The following is a 17,774-nucleotide window of genomic DNA, read 5'->3' as shown; positions in this document are numbered from 1 at the left end:
AACGGCTACATCGAAAGCTTCAACGGCAGCCTGCGCGACGAATGCCTGAACGAGGAGATCTTCGACAGTCTGGCTGATGCCCGGCGCAAGCTGACCCTCTGGCGCTACGACTACAACGACGTCAGGCCGCACTCCTCGCTCGGCAACAAGTCCCCGTCCGACGCGCGCCGGGCGCTTGAGCAAACTGAGGGCTCCGCGCCCGGCGCGCTTGCCCAACCCGAAACCGACCACTATCAACCCCAAGGACTCTCGTTATGAACGAGGGACGAACGGGGGCAGGTCACTTCGCCGGGTCGCATCACCACGGCAAGCACCCGCACGGGAAGCGCATCGCCGCGCCGGCCCAGCCCCCGGCGCAAGACCGGGGGCCAAGGCAATGGGGCAACAGCAATGGCTGAGCGCCCCCTCCTTTTCCCGCTCCGAAAGCACCCGGCCCTAGGCCATGGCAGGGCGCCATGAGCCGGCCGACATCGGTGACCAAGTCGGATCTCGACCGTGCCATGCAATGCATGATCAAGGCGGGGCTTCGGATCGTCGAGGTGGTGGTCGAGCCGCGCGGCGTCAGGATCATCACCGAGCCCGTTGCCAAGCCCCAGCTTTCGGAGGAAGGTGATGGCCTGCCCGAATGGCCCACAGGATGACATGCGGATCGACTATCCCGGCTTGCTGCGCGAACCCCTGCCCTCGGGGAATGTGCGCTGGCGAGTCCGGCATGAGAAGGACAAGACGAAGCGCACGCTTCTGAACGTCACCCCGGATCATCCTCTTTTCCTTGAATATTACGACGCAGCGCGCGCGGGGATTTCTCTGGCAAAGCCGGAGGCGGACAAGCCATCCGCCGTGAAGGGATCGGTCGGCTGGCTGGTCGAGCTTTATACCGAGGCGATGAACACGATGAACCGGCAGGGCCAGATGGCCTCCGCGACGGTGAAGCAGCGCAAGGTGTTCCTCGACTGGTTCCGAGAACAGCGCGGCACCTTCCGAGCGGCGACGATGCCGCCATCGGACCTGGTGAAACTGCACGATCTTAAAGCAGACACGCCCGGCGCTGCCGATTATTTCGTCAAGGCGGTTCGGGCGATGTATGCTTGGGCGATCCTGCGCGGCCTCGCCCAGAGCAATCCCGGCAAGGGCATCGGCAAGCTGAACATCGAAGGCACCGGGGCCACGGCCTGGACGGTCGAGGATCTGCGCGCCGATCGGGATCGCCATCCGCCGGGCACCATGGCGCATCTGGCGCTGACCCTGTTCATGTTCACAGCCTGCCGGATCAGCGATGCCGTGCGCCTGGGCCGGACCTATGAGATCACCCGCCAGGGAGTGACCTGGCTGGACTTCCAGCCGGTGAAGCGTGGACCGAAGCGGGTGCGCATCTCTCTGCTGCCACCGCTGCAGAATGCCCTGCAATCCGGCACGGTGGTTGGGAAAACCTGTCTGCTGACCGAGCAGGGCAAACCGTTTCAATCCTCGAACGCATTCGACGACAAGTTCCGCAGCTGGGTTGTCCAGGCCGGGCTGGTCGATGCCGAGGGCAAGGCCACCCGATCCTCGCATGGGATCCGCAAGGCGGCAGGCGAACTTCTGGCGCTTGAGGGGGCCTCGCAATACCAGATCATGGCGGTGCATGGCCATGCCAGCCCGAAGACATCGCAGGTCTATACCGATGGGGTGGACCGCGACGAGTTGGCCGCTCAGGCCATGACAAAGCTGGCCAGGATGGATTGGTAGAGATGGGACACCCTCACGCCAAGCCATTGATTTCCTTACGTCGAAAACCCGCGACCGCGGGACAGTTCACCTTTGGAAAGCTTACAGAAATCTGGAAAGTGAATGGCCCTCCGGGCCTACCACCCGCGCCCTGCCCGCTTTGCGAGGATCCATGACCGCCCTGCCCCCGCCCCAGCCCGACCGGATCGGCGATGTCTCCTTCTGGTATGCCGATATCGGCCTGCCCGCGCGGCGCGCAGCCCTGCCCGGGGATCTGTCGGCGGATGTCTGCATCATCGGCGCGGGCTATACCGGGCTTTGGACCGCCTGGTATCTGAAACAGGCCCAGCCGGGCCTGCGCGTCGTGGTGGTGGAGAAGGAATTCGCAGGCTTCGGCGCCTCGGGGCGCAATGGCGGCTGGCTGTCGGGCGGCTTCTCCTGGAACCACCGCCGCTATGCCGAAGCCTCGTCGGACGAGGCGGTGCGGCGGATGGTGCGGGCGATGAATGGCACCGTGGACGAGGTGATCCGCGTCGCCGAAGCCCAGGGGATCGACGCCGATATCCGCCGCACGGATGAGCTGATGGTCGCGGTGAACCCCGCCCAGGCGCTGCGGATGCGCGACGAGGTCGAGCATCGCCGCCGCTGGGGCGAGGAAGACCGCGTCTTCCGCATCGGCGCCGAGGATCTGGCGCAGCGCATCCGCATTCCGGGCGCGCTGGGGGCCCTTGTCGTGACCAATGTCGCCCGGGTCCAGCCCGCGAAACTGGTGCGCGGCCTGGCCGCGGCCTGCGAACGCGCGGGGGTCGAGATCTACGAAGGCACCCAAGTGACCGGGCTGGAAAAGGGCCGCGTCACCACCGACCGCGGCGTGGTCACCGCGCCTTCCGTCCTGCGCTGCACCGAGGGCTTCACCGCCGGCCTGCCCGGGATGAAGCGCGAATGGCTGCCGATGAATTCGGCCCAGATCGCGACCGAACCGCTGCCGGATGAGGTCTGGGCGCAGATCGGCTGGCAGGGCCATGAAATCCTTGGCGATTTCGCCAATGCCTATTGCTATTGCCAGCGCACGCGCGAAGGCCGGATCACCGTGGGCGCGCGGGGCGTGCCCTATCTGTATGGCTCGAACCTCGATACCAACGGCGCGCCGGATCCCGAAACCGTGCGGCGGCTGACCGAGATCCTGTATCGCTATTTCCCCGCCGCGAAACCCTATCGCATCGCCCATGCCTGGTGCGGCGTCCTGGGCGTGCCGCGCGACTGGTGCGCGACCGTGGGCTATGACGCGGCGGCCGGCTGGGGCTGGGCGGGGGGCTATGTGGGCACGGGCGTGTCCACCTCGAACCTGGCGGGCCGCACCCTGGCCGATCTGACGCTGGGCCGCGAGACCGAGCTGACCGGCCTGCCCTGGGTCAACCGCAAGGTCCGCAACTGGGAGCCCGAGCCCCTCCGCTGGCTGGGCGTGCATGGGATGTATGCGCTTCTGAACGCCGCCGACCGGGCCGAGGCGAAGCCGGGCGTCACCCGGCCCTCGCGCCTGGCTGGATGGGGCAACAAGCTGACCGGGCGGTATTGAGGGGCGGCTGGCACCCGGGGCTCTGCCCCCTCGCCAGCGGGCTTGAACCGATGGCGCCTCGCTGGCTCGCCCGGGATATTTAAGGACAGATGAAAGCGGTTCAGGGCTTTCTGGGCCCGCTGGCAAGCAGCCTGTGAACCACGGGCGCGGCAACGATGATCGCCAGGATCCGCACCACATGGTGCAGGGCCACGAAGGCCACATCGGCATGGATCGCCAGCGCGATCAGCCCCATCTCGGTCAAGCCGCCCGGCGCCAGCGCCAGAAGCGCCTGATCCAGGTCGATCCCCGCCCAGGCCCGCATCGCCTGGCCGAAGCCCAGCGCCAGCGCCAGGATCAACAGCGTCGCCCCCAGGCTGAGCGCGCCCGAGCGCAACAGCGCCGCCGGGCGGATGCCGATGAAGCGCGCGCCCAGAACGGTGCCCAGAATCACCTGCGCCGCGCTGACCAGCACCGCCGGCGGGGCGCTGTGGGTCAGCCCGGTCAGATGCAGCCCGGCCGACACGACCAGCGGCCCCAGAAAGGCCGGCGCGGGCAGGCGCAGCCTGTGGCCCAGAAGGCTGCCCAGCACGGCCGCCAGCAACAGAAGCGCCAGATCCGGCAGGGCCGGCCATCCGGCCGCCGCCCCGGCGGCACCGCTGACCGTGGCGCCCTGCACCACCCGGAACCAGAAGGCGATCAGCGCGATGGTCATCACGATGCGCAGGCTGTGCGACAGGATCACCTGATCCACCCGCGCGCCCCGCGCCTCGCCGATCTCGATCATCTCGGCCAGCCCGCCGGGCATGCCGGCGAAATAGGCGGTGGTCCAGTCAAAGCGGCCGACAAAGCGGTAGAAAGGCACGACGATCAGCCCCACCGCGGCCAGATAGACCAGCAGAATCAGCAGGGTCAGCCCCCAGTCGGCGGCCTGGCCCAGCACGTCGGGGGTGAATCGCGCACCCAGCAAGACCCCGATCACCGCCACCGTGGCCGGCCGCAGCCGCGCCGGCGGCAAGACCGGCGCCCCGCCGATGGCGGCGGCCATGGTCGCGAACAGCGCCCCCAGCATCCAGGGCAAGGGCAGGTTCATCAGGTTGAAGGCGGTTCCGCCCGCCGCGCCGATCGCGAGGGCAAGAAGGATGCGGGCAAAAGGCGGCAAGGGGCTTCCGTCGGTCTGTCGGCCGCGTTGTCTCGCGGCCCGGTCTGGTTTTCGGGGCTGGTTCGGGGTCTGGATTTGGATCTGCGCGCAACTTGGGCGAAGCGCCGCCGATTGTCGAGCCCGCACGCCCGCCGCTGCCATCCGTTTGTGATCCGGGCGTTATAGGGCAAGGCGGTGCTGTCGCCGGCCGTCGTCCCGTGGCAGGATCGCCCCCGACATGAGGTGCAAGATGAACGCCCGTTTCCCGTTGCCTGCCGACCCCGCCCCGCCCCTGCTGATCGAAGGCGCCGAGGTGCTGCTGCCCGAAGGGCGCGCCCGCGTCTCGGTCAGGATCGAGGCCGGGGTGATCACCGGGCTGGACGTGGCCCCCGACGGAGCAAGACGGCTGGCCGCGCCGGGCCTGCTGCTGGCGCCGGCGCTGGTCGACATTCACGGCGATGCCTTCGAGCGCCAGCTGATGCCGCGGCCGGGCGTACTGCTTCCGGTCGAGGCCGCCCTTCTGGAAACCGACCGGCAGCTGGCCGCCAACGGCATCGCCACCGCCTATCACGCGCTGACGCTCAGCTGGGAACCGGGTCTGCGCTCGGTCCAGATGGGCTGGGACATTCTGGGCACGCTGAACCGGATCGCCGCGCGGCTGACGGTGGAAAACCGGCTGCAACTGCGCTGGGAGACCTTCTGTTTCGAAGCCCTGCCGCTGATCGAGACGGCGCTGACCGGGCCGCTGACCCCGGCACTGGCCTTCAACGACCACACGTCGATGGCGCTTTTGCATCCGGGCACGCCCCTGCAGGACCGACCCTTCGAGCATTCTCCGCATTACCCGGTGGTCGATCTGGAAAGCCCCGGCTTTGCCGCCAAAATGGCGGTGCGGGCGGCGCGGTCGCAGATGGAGGTGGCAGAATACGTGGCGCTGATCGGCCGGGTCTGGCAGCGCCGCCCCGAGGTGCCGCCGGTTCTGGCGCAGGTGGCGGCGCTGGGGCGCGCCGCGGGGGCGCCGATGCTCAGCCATGACGACACCCAGCCCGAGACGCGCGATTTCTACCGGGCGCTGGGGGCGCGGATCAGCGAGTTTCCGATGAACCTGGCCACGGCCCGCGCGGCGCGGGCGGCGGGCGATGCGCTGGTCTTCGGCGCGCCCAATGCGGCGCGGGGCGGCAGCCATCTGGGCTCTCCGGGGGCGGCCGCGATGCTGGCCGAGGGTCTGTGCGACATTCTCGCCTCGGATTACTACTATCCTGCCATGCTGTCGGCGGTGGCGCGGCCGGCGGCCGACAAGGCCGCCCCCCTGCCCCGGCTGTGGGATCTGGTCTCGGGCGGGCCGGCGCGGGCGCTGGGGCTGACCGATCGCGGAACCATCGCGCCGGGGCTGCGGGCCGATCTGGTGCTGGTCGACTGGCCCGAGGGCCATGCGCCGGCGGTGCGGCGCACGCTGGTGGCCGGCCGGATGGCCTATGGCGCCGAGGCGGCAGGCTAGCTGCAGAAGGCGCGGACCTGGCCCAGCCATTCGGTGATCGCGGCCACAGACTCGGGCTCGTCCAGAAAGGGCACATGGCCGCGGTCGGGCACGCTGGCAAAGATCATCTCGGGCCGGCGGCGCGCCATTTCCTCGGCGGTGGCGCGCGACAGGACATAGGAATTCGCGCCGCGGATCAGCGCCAGCGGCAGGCCGACGCAGCCCTCGAACAGCGGCCAAAGATCGACGGGCGGCGCCGCCATCGCGTCAAGATAGGCCTCGCGCAGCGCCGGGTCATAGGGCAGGTCCAGCCCGCCGCCCGGCCGCGGCACATAGCGCCGCGCCGCCTCTTCCGCCCAGCGGCTGGCCGGCACCTGCGCGAAGCCCGGGCTGGCCGCCAGCCTTTCGGCCGCTTCTTCCAGCGTGGCGAAGCTGGGCGGCACGCCGATATAGGCGCCGATCCAGGACAGGCCGGCGCGTTCCAGCACCGGGCCCACATCGACCAGACACAATCCGCACAGCCGCGGCCGGGCGAAGGCGGCCATCGCCAGACCCAGAAGCCCGCCGCGCGACGTGCCGATCACCGCCACCCGGTCCAGGCCCAGATGATCCAGCAGCGCCAGCGCATCGCGCATCTCTTGCAGCACCGTATAGCTGTGCCAGTCGGCCCGGGCCGAGCCGCCCCGCCCGCGGCTGTCCAGCCGGATCAGCCTTGTGCCGGGCGGCAGATGCGGGGCGAGATCGTCGAAATCGCGCCCGCCGCGCGTCAGCCCCGCCAGGGCCAGAAGCGGCAGCCCCTCGCCCTCGTCGCGATAGGCCAGCCGCGTGCCGTCTTCCGCCGTGAAATGCGCCTGCATGCCCTCACCCCTTACACTCTGCGCCCGCCCAGCCGGGCGTCACACCACCATCTCGGGCACCCGATCGGGCACGATCAGCCGCGCCGCACTGGCCGCCAGGATCTGCGCGACCGTCACGCCCGGCGCGCGTTCCTGCAGCACCAGCCCCGCCTCGGTCGGGCGCAGCACGGCAAGATCGGTCACCACCAGATCGACCCGCCGCAGCGCCGTCAGCGGCAGGGTGCAGTCGCGCACGATCTTCGAGGCACCCTTCACGCAATGCTGCATCGCCACGATCACGCAGGCCGCGCCTGTGACCAGATCCATCGCGCCGCCCATGCCCGGCACCATCTTGCCCGGCACTTTCCAATTCGCCAGCCGGCCCTGTTCGTCAACCTCCAGCCCGCCCAGCACCGTCATGTCCAGATGCCCGCCGCGGATCAGCCCAAAGCTCATGGCGCTGTCGATCGAGGCCGCGCCGGGCACCGCGGTGACAAAGCCGCCGCCGGCATCGGTCAGGTGCTTGTCCTCCATCCCCTCGGGCGGGCGGGCGCCCAGACCGATGACGCCGTTTTCGGCCTGGAAGAACACGCCACGCTCGGCGGGCACGAAATTCGCCACCATCGAGGGCAGGCCGATGCCCAGATTGACCAGCATGCCGGGTTTGATGTCCTGCGCCACGCGGCGCGCGATCAGCTCTTTCGGATCCATCCCCACCCCCTAGACGCCGCGGACCAGCAGATGGTCGACCAGCACGCCCGGCGTCTTGACCGCATCGGGCGGGATCACCCCCACCGGCACGATATGGTCGGGCTCGGCAATGACCATGCGCCCGGCCAGCGCCATGACCGGATTGAAGTTCTGCGCGGTCAGCGCATAGTTCAGATTGCCGACGTAATCGGCCTGAAAGGCCGCCAGCAAGGCGAAATCCGCGGTGATCGGGGTTTCCAGCAGGAAGCGGCGGCCCTGCACCTCGATCACCTGCTTGCCCTCTTCCACCTCGGTGCCAAGGCCCGTGGGCGTCAAGACGCCCCCCAGACCCACGCCCCCGGCCCGGATGCGTTCGACCAGCGTGCCCTGCGGCACCAGTTCGCAGGCGATTTCGCCCGAGATCATCTTCTGCTGCGTCTCGGGGTTCAGCCCGATATGCGAGGCGACGACGCGCGAGACGCAGCCTGCGCTGATCAGCTTGCCGATGCCGCGACCGGGCAGCGCGGTGTCATTGGCGATCACCGTCAGGCCGCGGGCGCCGCGGGCGACCAGCGCGTCGATCAGCCGCTCGGGCGTGCCGACGCCCATGAAGCCGCCGATCAGCAGGCTGGACCCGTCGGGGATCAGGGCCGCAGCGGCGGCGGGGCTGAGCGCGCCTTTCATGCGGCGGTCCTTTCATTGCCCTGCAAAAGCGCCCGTGTCGCGCGCAGGATCACCAGTTCCTCATTGGTCGGGATCACCATCACCGTGGTGCGCGCCACATCGGACGAGATCACCCGCGCATGCGCCGCATTGCGGCCCGGCTCAAGCTCTACCCCCATCCAGCCCAGCGTGGCGCAAACCCTTTCGCGCACCAGCCGCGAATTCTCGCCGATGCCGCCGGTGAAGACGATCGCGTCGATCCCGCCCATGGCGGCGGCCATGGCGCCGATCTCGCGCTGGATGCGATAGGTGAAATAGGCGATGGCCTCGGCCGCTTCGGGCGCCTCGGACATCTCAAGCGTGCGCATGTCGTTGGAAATGCCCGACAGACCCAGCAGCCCCGACTGGGTATAGAGAAGATCGGTGATCTGGGCCGGGGTCATGCCCTCCTGATCCATCAGATACAGCATCACCCCCGGGTCCAGCTGGCCGCAGCGCGTGCCCATCGGCAGCCCGTCCAGCGCCGAGAAGCCCATGGTCGAGGCGATCGAGCGGCCCTGGCGGATGCCGCACAGCGAGGCGCCATTGCCCAGATGCGCCACGACCACCTTGCCATCGGCCAGAGTGGGCGCGGTGCGGGCGATTTCACCGGCGATATAGTCATAGGACAGGCCGTGAAAGCCATAGCGCCGCACGCCGCGGTCGTAATAGGCGCGCGGCAGGCCGAATGTATCATTCACCCAAGGATGGCTGCGGTGAAAGGCGGTGTCGAAACAGGCGATCTGCGGCGCCTGCGGAAAGGCCTCGACCGCGGCGCGGATGCCCGCCAGATTGTGCGGCTGGTGCAAAGGCGCGAAGGGGGCCAGCCGTTCCAGCTCGGCCATGACGGCCGCGTCCAGCCGCACCGGCTTATCATGCACGATGCCGCCATGCACCACGCGGTGCCCCACGGCCGAGATTTCTTGCCCCGGAAAGGCCGCACGCAGGCTGTCCAGCACGCAATGCAGCGCCGCGCCATGGCTTGCCAGGCTGCCCTCGGACCGGGGCAGCGGCGCGCCCGTGCCATCCTTGATCTTCAGCGCGCCCTCGGGCCCGATCCGGTCGGCCAGGCCCGTGGCCATCGGCCGGTCCTCGCCCGCCGCGAACAGCGCGAATTTCAGCGAGGACGAGCCCGCATTCAGCGTCAGAATTCCGCCCGTCATGCCACCACCCTCCCGGCGCCGGTCACATAGGCATGGTGCAAGGCCGCCACGGCACAAGAGGCCAGCCGCGACATGGTGCTGTCGGACCGCGAATTCAGAATGACCGGCACTTTCGCGCCCATCACCAGCCCCGCCCCCTCGGCATGGCTGATGAAGGCCAGCTGCTTGGCCAGCATGTTGCCCGCGTCAATCCCCGGCACGACCAGGATATTCGCCTGCCCGGCCACCCCGCCCTTCAGCCCCTTGGTGCGCGCCGCCCCCAGATCGACGGCATTGTCCATCGCCAAGGGCCCCTCGACCATGCCGCCCTTGATCTGGCCGCGATCCGCCATCTTCGACAGAAGGGCTGCGTCGATCGACGACTGGATTGCCGGGTTCACCGTTTCCACCGCCGACAACACGCCGACCTTCGGCTCCATCCCCAAAGACAGCGCCAGGTCGATGGCGTTCTGGCAGATGTCGACCTTGGTCGCCAGATCGGGGGCGATGTTGATCGCGGCATCGGTGACCATGATCGGATGCGGCTGGCCGGGCACGTCCATCACGAAGATATGGGTGAAGCGGCGGCCGATCCGCAGGCCCTTTTCCTTGTCCAGCATCGGGCGCAAGAGATCGTCGGTGTGCAGATGCCCCTTCATCACCGCCGCCGCCCGGCCCTCATGCACCAATTGGCAGGCCATGGCCGCGGCCGCAGCGCCGCCTGCCACGTCGATCAACTCGATCCCCGCCAGATCCGCGTCCAGCCCGGCAGCCGCGGCATAGATCGCGGGCGCATGGCCGATCAGAATGGGCGTGATCAGGCTTTCCTTCGCCGCCAGCAGCGCCCCCCCCAGCGAATTGCCGTCTTCGGGACAGACCACCGCCGTGGGGATCGAGGCCAGAGGCTTGGCCCGGTCCAGAAGATCCTCGAAATGGCGATGGCGCTGGACGATCAGCCCCGGCACCTCGATATCGCTGCGGTCGTATTTGTAGGTGGGCGCCATCACCACCGCCTCGCCGGTCAGCACCAGCGCATCATCGGCCGCGCGCCGAACCTCGGTGGCCAGCGTCACCTCGCCATTCGGCGCCTTGGACAGGACCTTGACCCGGGTCACCAATTCGTCGCCCGCGCGGACGCGGCTGTGAAATTCCAGGTTCTGCCGGCGATACAGCGTGCCCGGCCCCGGCAGCATCATCCCCAAAACCGCCGACAGCTGCGAGGCGATGAACATGCCCGGCGCGATCCCGTCGGGGCGCCCGTCGCCATCGCCGTCTTCCTTCGGCAGATGCATCGGGTTGTAATTGCCCGAGACCGAAGCGAAGCCGTAAAGATCGTCGGTGGTGATCAGCCGGCGCAGCTCGGCCGTCTCGCCGGGCTGCAATTCGTCAAAGGTCCGGTTCACCAATCGCATCCCGCCGCCTCCTCGCCCGTTCTGCCGGACAATCTCTGACGGCAGGCGGCGGACTTGTCTACCATGGCCGCGGCGACAGCGCCGTGTCAGTTCATCGGCGCCCCGCCCTCGGCCTTGCGCCGGGCCACGTAATCATCCAGCGCCTCGGCCACGGCAGGGTCCAGCGTCGGTTCCTCATACTGGCCCAGCAGCTCTTTCCAGATCGCATTGGCCCGCGCCGTGGCATCGACGCCGCCGGCCTGCAGCCAGGTCGGGTGATTGTCCCAATTCGACAGCAAGGGCGCATAGAAGGCGGTCTCGTAGCGCGACATCGTATGCGCCGCGCCGAAGAAATGCCCGCCGGGGCCCACTTCGGCAATCGCCTCCAACGCCAGCGCATCGGCCGAGCAATCCAGCGGAACCAGCCATTCCTGCATCATCTGCAGCATCTCTGCATCGAGAATCAGCTTCTCGAAACTGGCCGTCAGCCCGCCATGCAGCCAGCCCGCCGCATGGTTCACCAGATGCGCCCCGCCCATCACCGCGCCCCAGATCGACATCTGCGATTCGTAGGCCGCCTGCGCATCCACCGCATTGGCCGCGGTGACATTCGACGACCGGAACGGCACACCGATATGCCGCGCCAGCTGCCCCGAGGCCATGGCCGCCTTGGCATATTCCGGCGTGCCAAAGGCCGGCGCGCCAGAGCGCATGTCGACATTCGAGGTGAAGCCGCCATACATCACCGCCACGCCCGGCCGCACGATCTGGGTCAGGACGATGCCCGCCATCGCCTCGGCATGCTGCTGGACCAGCGCGCCCGCCAGCGTGACCGGCGACATGGCGCCGGCCAGCGTGAAGGGGGTGATCACATTGACCTGGCCATGTTCGGCCATGCAGATCAGCCCCTCGGCCATCGGAATGTCCAGCTGCAGGGGCGAGTTGGTGTTGATGATGCCCAGAAGCGTGGGCGGCAGCGCATCCGGCGCGCAGCCCGCGGCGATGGCCGCCATTTCCAGCCCGTCCATCGTGCGCGCCCGGCCCAGGGTCTGGGTCTGCCAGTTCTTGTCCAGAAGCGCGATCTGGGCGCGGCAGATGTCCAGATGCCGTGTATGGGCGGGCAGGTCCAGCGGCTCGAACGGGCCGCCGCCCTCCTGCTGGATCACATTCAGAACCTGCGTCAAACGCATGAAATCGCACATTTCCGCGAAAGTTCCGTCGCGCCGCCCGCGGTCATTGTCCATCACATAGGCGGGCCCGCCAACCGAGGCGAAGACCATCTGCCCACCCCCCAGCTGCAGCGATTTCGCCGGATCGCGCGCCGCCAGGGAGAAGGTGGCGGGCACGGTCGCCAGCCGCTCGGCCACCAGATCGGGGTCAAGCCGCACCATGTCGCCGTCAATCCGCGCGCCCGCCGCGGCAAAGCGCGCCCGCGCGCCCGCATCCAGAACCCGCATTCCCATCCGGTCCAGCAGCTGCAAGGCCGCCGCGTGGATCGCCGCGACCTGATCGTCGGAAATCACCCGGACCGGATCGTAAAGCCGCGGCACCTGGCCGAAGGGCCTTTGCCGGATCGCACCGGCCTGGCGCGGGGCGCGGCGCGACCGCCGCTCGCCGCTCATTCCGCGGCCTCGGGCAGGATCAGCGCGCCGGGCCCCGGATCGCGGCGGATCATGACATTGGAAAGACCCAGTGTCTCGCCGGTCCGATGCCCCTGCCAGACCGCATGGGCGATGGCCCCGGGCGCCAGGGCATCGCCGGTCAATTCCGCGGCGATGCCGCGGGCGATCAGGGCCTCATGCAGCGCACTGCCGCCCTGCCGCAGCCCCACCAAAACCAGCGACCGCGCCGCAATCTGCCGCGGCTCGCCGCTCATCATCTGGGCCAGGGCCAGGGTCTCGCCATCAAAGCCGGTGACCCGTTCCAGCGTGCGATAGCCGATGCCGCGCCGGGCCAGGGCGCTGTGGATATGGCCCTGTTCATTGGTCAGGAACGACCAGGCCGCAGCCGCCCCGGCGGTGGTGATATAGGTGACCGCCAACCCGCGCGCCGCCAGATCCTCGGCCAGCGCCGTGCCCAGATAATAGGCGTCGAAATCGAAGACCGCGACCGGGCCTTCGGGCACAGCCCCCGCGGCCAGATCGTCGGGCGTATAGACCCGCGGCGCCTCAAGCGGCGCAATGGGCAGTTCATTCGCCCCGCACAGCGCGTTGGTCCAGCGCGCGCCGGTCGCGACCACGACATGGTCGGCGCCGAATTCGGCCACGTCATCTGGCGCGATCTCCGAGCCGGGATAAAGCGAGACATTCGGCATTTTCCGAAGCTGTCCAAGGCGATAGTCGGCAACCCTCATCCATTGCCGCAGGCCCGGAAGGGCTGTTTCAAAGCGCAGCCGCCCGCCGAACTCGCCCGCCTTGTCGGCCAGCGCCACCCGAAAGCCCCGCCGCGCCGCGGTCAGCGCCGCCTCCAGCCCGGCCGGCCCGCCGCCTACGACCAGGACCTCGCCCTCACCCTGCGCGCGCGGCTTTTCCGGGTGCCAGCCGCGCCGCCATTCCTCGCCCGCGGTCGGGTTCTGCGTGCAGCGCACCCAGACCCCGTCATGCCAGGACGAAATGCAGATGTTGCAGCCGATGCATTCGCGAATGTCCTCTTCCCGGCCCTGGTCAATCTTCGCCGGCAGGAACGGATCGGCGATCGAGGGCCGGGCGCCGCCGACAAAATCCAGCACGCCACCGCGGATCATCTGCACCATCATGTCGGGGCTGGTGAACCGCCCCACCCCAACGACCGGCTTGTCGGTCACCTGTTTCAGGAAATCGACGAAGGGCCGGTGGCTGCCTTCCGGCACGAAGCGGCTTGGCCCGCAATCGGTACCGGAATAATCCATCTTTACGTCGAAAAGATCGGGCGCGTCGCGCAGAAGCCCGATCACCTCATGCGCCTCGCTTTCGGCCACGTCCGAGGGCCGCCCGCGCAGCTCTTGCATCGACAGGCGCAGCGCCACGGCACAGCGGCCATGGGTGGCTTCGCGCACCGCGTCGATCAGCTCTTCCACCAGTCGCACCCGATTGCGGACCGAGCCACCATAGGCATCGGTCCGGTGATTATAGTCCGACAGCAGGAACTGATAGGGCAGATAGCCCATGCCGGCATAAACATAGAGAATGTCGAAGCCCGCCTGTTCGGCGCGCATCGCCGCCTCGGCATGCCAGCGGATCAAATCCTTGATATCGCCGGCGTCCATCACCTTTGGCCGGGCCGATGACATGAAGGGCACATGCGTCGCCATCCAGGGCACGCCCGAGGGCGACAGCGGCGGCAGGCGCGTCGTGCGGTTCATCGCGGCCGCGCCGCCATGCCACAGCTCGATCCCCGCCAGCGCGCCCTGGGCATGGACGGCCTCGGTCATCACCCGATGCGCGGCAATGTCGGCACGGTCCCAAAGCGTCGCGCAGGGAAAGGGGCTGTCATCCGAGGATGGATCGACCGAGGCCGCCCCGGTGCAGACCACGCCCCAGCCGCCTTCCGCCTTCATGCCGCGAAACGCCGCCCGCACCTGCGGCGCCGCATTGGTCATGCCACTGGCATGCGGCACCTGAAAGAAGCGGTTCTTCGCCAGCTTCGGCCCGATCTTCACAGGCTCGAACAGGATGTCATAGCGCGGATTGCGGGCCATCATGCACCTTTGTTGAACAAATGTATAGTAGCAGGGCCGGTTCGCCGGTCAAGCGCCCGTTGACCGGCCGCCCCGGTTTATTGCATGATCGTTCAGCAAGATGCCAAACCCCCGCCCGGAGCCCCGATGCCCACGATCCGCAGCCGCTTCCCCTTCCCGGTCCGCGTGATCGAGGATCTGAAAATTCCCATGCCGGACGGGTGCTTGCTGGCCGCAACGCTGTGGCTGCCCGAGGGTTGCGGGCCAGTGCCGGCGGTTCTGGAATACCTGCCCTATCGCAAGCGCGAAGGCACGCGGACCCGCGATCAGCAGATGCATGGCTGGCTGGCGGGGCATGGCTATGCCTGTCTGCGGCTGGATATCCGCGGCACCGGCGACAGCCAGGGGCTGATCGAGGACGAATACAGCCCGCAGGAACAAAGCGATGGCATCGCCGCCATCGCCTGGATCGCCGCGCAGGGATGGTGCGACGGGCAGGTCGCGATGATCGGAATATCCTGGAGCGGTTTCAACGGCTTGCAGATCGCTGCCCGCCAGCCCCCGGCCTTGAAGACGGTGATCACGCTTGGCTCGACCGATGACCGCTATGCGACCGATGTGCATTATGTCGGCGGCTGCCTGTCGAAGGACAATTTCGACTGGTCGGCCACGATGTTCGCCAATAACGATCTGCCGCCCGATCCGGCGATCGTCGGGCCCGACTGGCGGCGGATCTGGCTGCAGCGGATCGAGGCGAACCGGCCCTGGATCCTGACCTGGCTGGCCCATCAGCGCCGCGATGCCTATTGGCGCCAGGGCTCGGTCTGTGAGGATTTTGACGCCATCAAGATTCCGGTCTATGCGGTTTCAGGCTGGGCCGACAATTACTCCGAAGCGGTGCCGCGGCTGTGTGCCGGGCTGAAGGCGCCGGTGCGCGGGCTGATCGGGCCTTGGGCGCACAGCTTCCCCTTCGATGTGGCGGTGCAGCCGGAAATCGGCTGGTTGCAAGAAGTTACGCGCTGGCTGGACCATTGGCTGAAGGGCAAGGACACCGGGATCATGGCCGAGCCGCTGCTGCGGGTCTGGATGCAAGAGCCGGTTCCGCCGCGCACCTGCTACAGCGAAAGACCCGGCCGCTGGGTCGGTGAAGACCAATGGCCCAGCCCGCGGATCGACTGGCGGCCCTTCTATCTTTCCAATGGCAATACCCTGCGACCACAGCCCGGCACGGGCGAGGCCAGCCTGTCCTCGCCGCTTTGGGTCGGCCAGGCGGCGGGTGAGATCGGGCGCTATGGCGAGGATGCCGAATGGCCGCCCGACCAGCGCGAGGATGATGGCGGCTCGCTGGTCTTCCTCAGCGATCCCCTGCCCGGGCGGGTGGAAATCCTGGGCGCGCCGCAGCTGCATCTGCGCTTTCGCAGCGACAAGCCGCAGGCGATGGTCGCGGTGCGGCTGAACGACGTGGCGCCCGATGGCGCCTCGACCCGGATCACGCTGGGGCTTTTGAACCTGACCCATCGGCGGGGCCATGAGCGGCCCGAACCGCTGATCCCCGGCGCCTGGACCGAGGCGGTGGTCGATCTGGACGACATCGCCCAGGCGATCCCGGCGGGGCATCGGCTTGCGGTGTCGATCTCGACCTCGTACTGGCCGATCGCCTGGCCCTCGCCCGAGACGCCGGTGCTGACCTTCGATCTGGCCGCCTGCCGGCTGGATCTGCCGCAGCGCCCGCCCCGGCCCGAGGATGCCGCTCTGCGTCCTTTCCCGCCGGCCGAATGCGCGGCGCCCACCCCATCGCAGGCCCTGCCGGTCGCGGCGCCGCATCGCCGGCAGATCACCCGCGATCTGCTGACCGGCGAGACGGTGGTGGATTTCCCGCGCTGGACTTATGCCACGCATCTGCCCGACATCGCCACAACCGCCCGCGGCAAGGCCCTGGCGCGCTATCGCATCATCGGCGACGATCCGCTGACCGCGATCTGCGAAACCGATTGCATGGCCGAGATCGAACGCCCCGACGGCACGTTCCGCCATGAAAGCCGGGGGCGAATGTCTTGCGATGCCAGCCACTTCCACATCGAGATGGTGCTGACGGTGCTGGAAAACGGCGCGGCGATCTTCTGCCGAAGCTGGAAGGAAAGCATTGCCCGGGACAATGTGTAGCGGCATATCCTGCGCTATGAGTGATACCCCGCGTTTTCGTCGTTACACTGCTGAAGTGCGTGCCGCCATGTTGGTGAATGCCGGGCTTGTCTGTCTGGCACGCGGGGGAATCACCGCCTTCACCATCGACAATATCTGTCAGGAGGCCGGGGCCAGCCGCGGGCTGATCGCGCATCATTTCGGGTCAAAGGACGGGCTTCTGGCGGCGGTCTATGCCGCGGCCTATCGCAACTTCCTGTCGGTTCTGGCCCCCGACGCGGGCATCGATCTGCGCCGGCTGATCGACACGGCCTTCTCGGAAGAGCTGTTCCGCCGCGATCCCTTGAACATCTGGCTGGCGCTGTGGGGCGAGGTTGCGATCAATGCCGCGCTGCGGGACGAGCATCGGGCCCATTACGCGATCTATCTGGCGCGGGTCGAGGCGGCGATTGCCGCCCATGCCGCCGCGCAGGGCCGCAGCGTCGATGCCGCGGCGCTGGCCCGGCCGGTCGTGGCGCTGATCGACGGGCTTTGGCTGGAAGCCCATATCGACGCGGCGGGCTTTTCGCCGGCCACCGCCAAGGCCGCGGCGCTGGCGCTGCTGGAAGCGGCGCTGGGGCCGCTGGGCTAAGCCGCCCAGCGTTCCGCAACCTTATTTTCCCAGATATTCCACCGAAAACGCGGTCTGCGCGCCGGGCGGCGGCGGCGGGAAGGGGGCGGCGCGGCGGATTTGGTCCACCGCCAGCTTGTCCAATTCGGCCGAACCCGAACTGCGACCGATCTTGGCCGAGGCCAGGCTGCCATCGGCGGCGATGGTAAAGCTCACCACCGCCAGGCCCTTGGCCGGGGCGCGCTTCTTCGGCGTCTTGCGGATCTTCTTCATCACCTGGGCGCCATAGGTCTTGGCAGCAGCCTTGCCGGTTCCGGCCGAAACGGCCGCCGAGGATTTCTGCTTGGGCGCGGCGGCCGCCGAAGCCTCGGCAACCTTCTTGTCCTTCTGCGCGGCCTTCTTGCCCGCGGGCTTTTCGGCCTTCTTGACCGCTTCCTTCTTGACCGGGGCCTTCTCGGCCGGCTTTTCCGGCGCCTCGGGCTTTTCGGGCTTGGGCTTGGGTTTCACCTCGGGCAGGGCCTCGGCCAAAGCCGGCTCGGGCGGAGGCGGCGGCAGGTCCATCTCGGGCTGGGCTTCGGCCACCGGCTCGGCCACCGGCTTGGGCAGGGGCGGCGTGACCGATTCGGGGCGGTCGGGCGGCGCCTCGGTCATCTGCGGCAGGTCGGGCCGCGCCTCTTCGGCCGGCGGGGTATCGACCGCCTCGGGCGCGTCGGGCGCGGTGGCGGG

Annotated in this window: 16 protein-coding genes; 7 read left to right on the top strand and 9 right to left on the bottom strand. The window is 68.5% G+C overall.

The features are described from left to right. The 4 genes from K1Y73_RS17805 to K1Y73_RS17790 form a co-directional block, all read left to right on the top strand. Nucleotides 1-258, top strand: a 258-nt coding sequence (locus tag K1Y73_RS17805; protein ID WP_225029655.1) for an integrase core domain-containing protein, incomplete at its 5' end; no start/stop codon positions are given. Between the two features lie 197 nt (nucleotides 259-455). Continuing rightward, nucleotides 456-641: a hypothetical protein gene (locus K1Y73_RS17800; protein ID WP_225029654.1), complete on the top strand. Its 186-nt coding sequence runs from the start codon at nucleotides 456-458 to the stop codon at nucleotides 639-641. A gap of 1 nt (nucleotide 642) precedes the next feature. Further along, nucleotides 643-1,728 carry a tyrosine-type recombinase/integrase gene (locus K1Y73_RS17795; RefSeq protein ID WP_225029653.1) on the top strand — a complete coding sequence of 362 codons (1,086 nt, stop codon included), beginning with the start codon at nucleotides 643-645 and terminating at the stop codon, nucleotides 1,726-1,728. Nucleotides 1,729-1,879: 151 nt separating this feature from the next. After that, nucleotides 1,880-3,283 (top strand): NAD(P)/FAD-dependent oxidoreductase, encoded by a 1,404-nt coding sequence (locus K1Y73_RS17790; RefSeq protein ID WP_225029652.1) that lies wholly within the window; start codon nucleotides 1,880-1,882, stop codon nucleotides 3,281-3,283. Between the two features lie 100 nt (nucleotides 3,284-3,383). Here K1Y73_RS17790 and K1Y73_RS17785 read toward each other — a convergent pair whose 3' ends face one another. Beyond that, nucleotides 3,384-4,424 (bottom strand): AbrB family transcriptional regulator, encoded by a 1,041-nt coding sequence (locus K1Y73_RS17785; protein WP_225029651.1) that lies wholly within the window; start codon nucleotides 4,422-4,424, stop codon nucleotides 3,384-3,386. Nucleotides 4,425-4,653: 229 nt separating this feature from the next. Between K1Y73_RS17785 and K1Y73_RS17780 the strand changes: the two genes are divergently transcribed. After that, nucleotides 4,654-5,901, top strand: coding sequence for an alpha-D-ribose 1-methylphosphonate 5-triphosphate diphosphatase (locus K1Y73_RS17780; RefSeq protein WP_225029650.1), 1,248 nt, complete (start codon nucleotides 4,654-4,656; stop codon nucleotides 5,899-5,901). On the opposite strand, the gene K1Y73_RS17775 is transcribed toward K1Y73_RS17780, so the two are convergent. The 7 genes from K1Y73_RS17775 to K1Y73_RS17745 all read right to left on the bottom strand — a co-directional run bounded on the left by K1Y73_RS17775 (nucleotide 5,898) and on the right by K1Y73_RS17745 (nucleotide 14,317). Then, a complete protein-coding gene (locus K1Y73_RS17775; protein ID WP_225029649.1) occupies nucleotides 5,898-6,737 on the bottom strand; it encodes an alpha/beta fold hydrolase in 840 nt (279 codons plus the stop codon). The two genes, K1Y73_RS17780 and K1Y73_RS17775, sit on opposite strands and share 4 nt — an antisense overlap. Nucleotides 6,738-6,776: 39 nt before the next feature. Then, nucleotides 6,777-7,427, bottom strand: coding sequence for a 3-oxoacid CoA-transferase subunit B (locus K1Y73_RS17770; RefSeq protein WP_225029648.1), 651 nt, complete (start codon nucleotides 7,425-7,427; stop codon nucleotides 6,777-6,779). Between the two features lie 9 nt (nucleotides 7,428-7,436). Next, entirely contained in the window at nucleotides 7,437-8,090 is a 654-nt protein-coding gene (locus K1Y73_RS17765) for a CoA transferase subunit A (RefSeq protein WP_225029647.1), read from the bottom strand. Further along, complete coding sequence (locus K1Y73_RS17760) at nucleotides 8,087-9,271, bottom strand: acetate/propionate family kinase (RefSeq protein WP_225029646.1); 1,185 nt, start codon at nucleotides 9,269-9,271, stop codon at nucleotides 8,087-8,089. The genes K1Y73_RS17765 and K1Y73_RS17760 overlap by 4 nt, the downstream gene beginning before the upstream one ends. Then, nucleotides 9,268-10,662, bottom strand: coding sequence for a bifunctional enoyl-CoA hydratase/phosphate acetyltransferase (locus K1Y73_RS17755; protein WP_225029645.1), 1,395 nt, complete (start codon nucleotides 10,660-10,662; stop codon nucleotides 9,268-9,270). Before K1Y73_RS17755 ends, K1Y73_RS17760 begins: the two co-directional genes overlap by 4 nt. 86 nt (nucleotides 10,663-10,748) lie before the next feature. Further along, nucleotides 10,749-12,263 (bottom strand): trimethylamine methyltransferase family protein, encoded by a 1,515-nt coding sequence (locus tag K1Y73_RS17750; protein ID WP_225029644.1) that lies wholly within the window; start codon nucleotides 12,261-12,263, stop codon nucleotides 10,749-10,751. Next, nucleotides 12,260-14,317: an oxidoreductase gene (locus K1Y73_RS17745; RefSeq protein WP_225029643.1), complete on the bottom strand. Its 2,058-nt coding sequence runs from the start codon at nucleotides 14,315-14,317 to the stop codon at nucleotides 12,260-12,262. The genes K1Y73_RS17750 and K1Y73_RS17745 overlap by 4 nt, the downstream gene beginning before the upstream one ends. 126 nt (nucleotides 14,318-14,443) lie before the next feature. On the opposite strand from K1Y73_RS17745, the gene K1Y73_RS17740 reads away from it, so the two are divergent. After that, the gene (locus K1Y73_RS17740; protein ID WP_225029642.1) at nucleotides 14,444-16,459 is read left to right on the top strand and encodes a CocE/NonD family hydrolase; all 2,016 of its coding nucleotides are present in this window, start codon (nucleotides 14,444-14,446) and stop codon (nucleotides 16,457-16,459) included. 67 nt (nucleotides 16,460-16,526) lie between these two features. Then, nucleotides 16,527-17,069 carry a TetR family transcriptional regulator C-terminal domain-containing protein gene (locus tag K1Y73_RS17735; protein WP_225029641.1) on the top strand — a complete coding sequence of 181 codons (543 nt, stop codon included), beginning with the start codon at nucleotides 16,527-16,529 and terminating at the stop codon, nucleotides 17,067-17,069. A gap of 21 nt (nucleotides 17,070-17,090) precedes the next feature. Here K1Y73_RS17735 and K1Y73_RS17730 read toward each other — a convergent pair. After that, nucleotides 17,091-17,774, bottom strand: a 684-nt coding sequence (locus tag K1Y73_RS17730) for an energy transducer TonB family protein (protein WP_225029640.1), incomplete at its 5' end; no start/stop codon positions are given.

The organism is Xinfangfangia pollutisoli (assembly GCF_020179405.1).
GTDB lineage: Bacteria > Pseudomonadota > Alphaproteobacteria > Rhodobacterales > Rhodobacteraceae > Pseudogemmobacter > Pseudogemmobacter pollutisoli.
The sequence above is the reverse complement of the archived record's forward strand: the minus strand, read 5'-3'. Positions and strand labels throughout refer to the sequence as shown.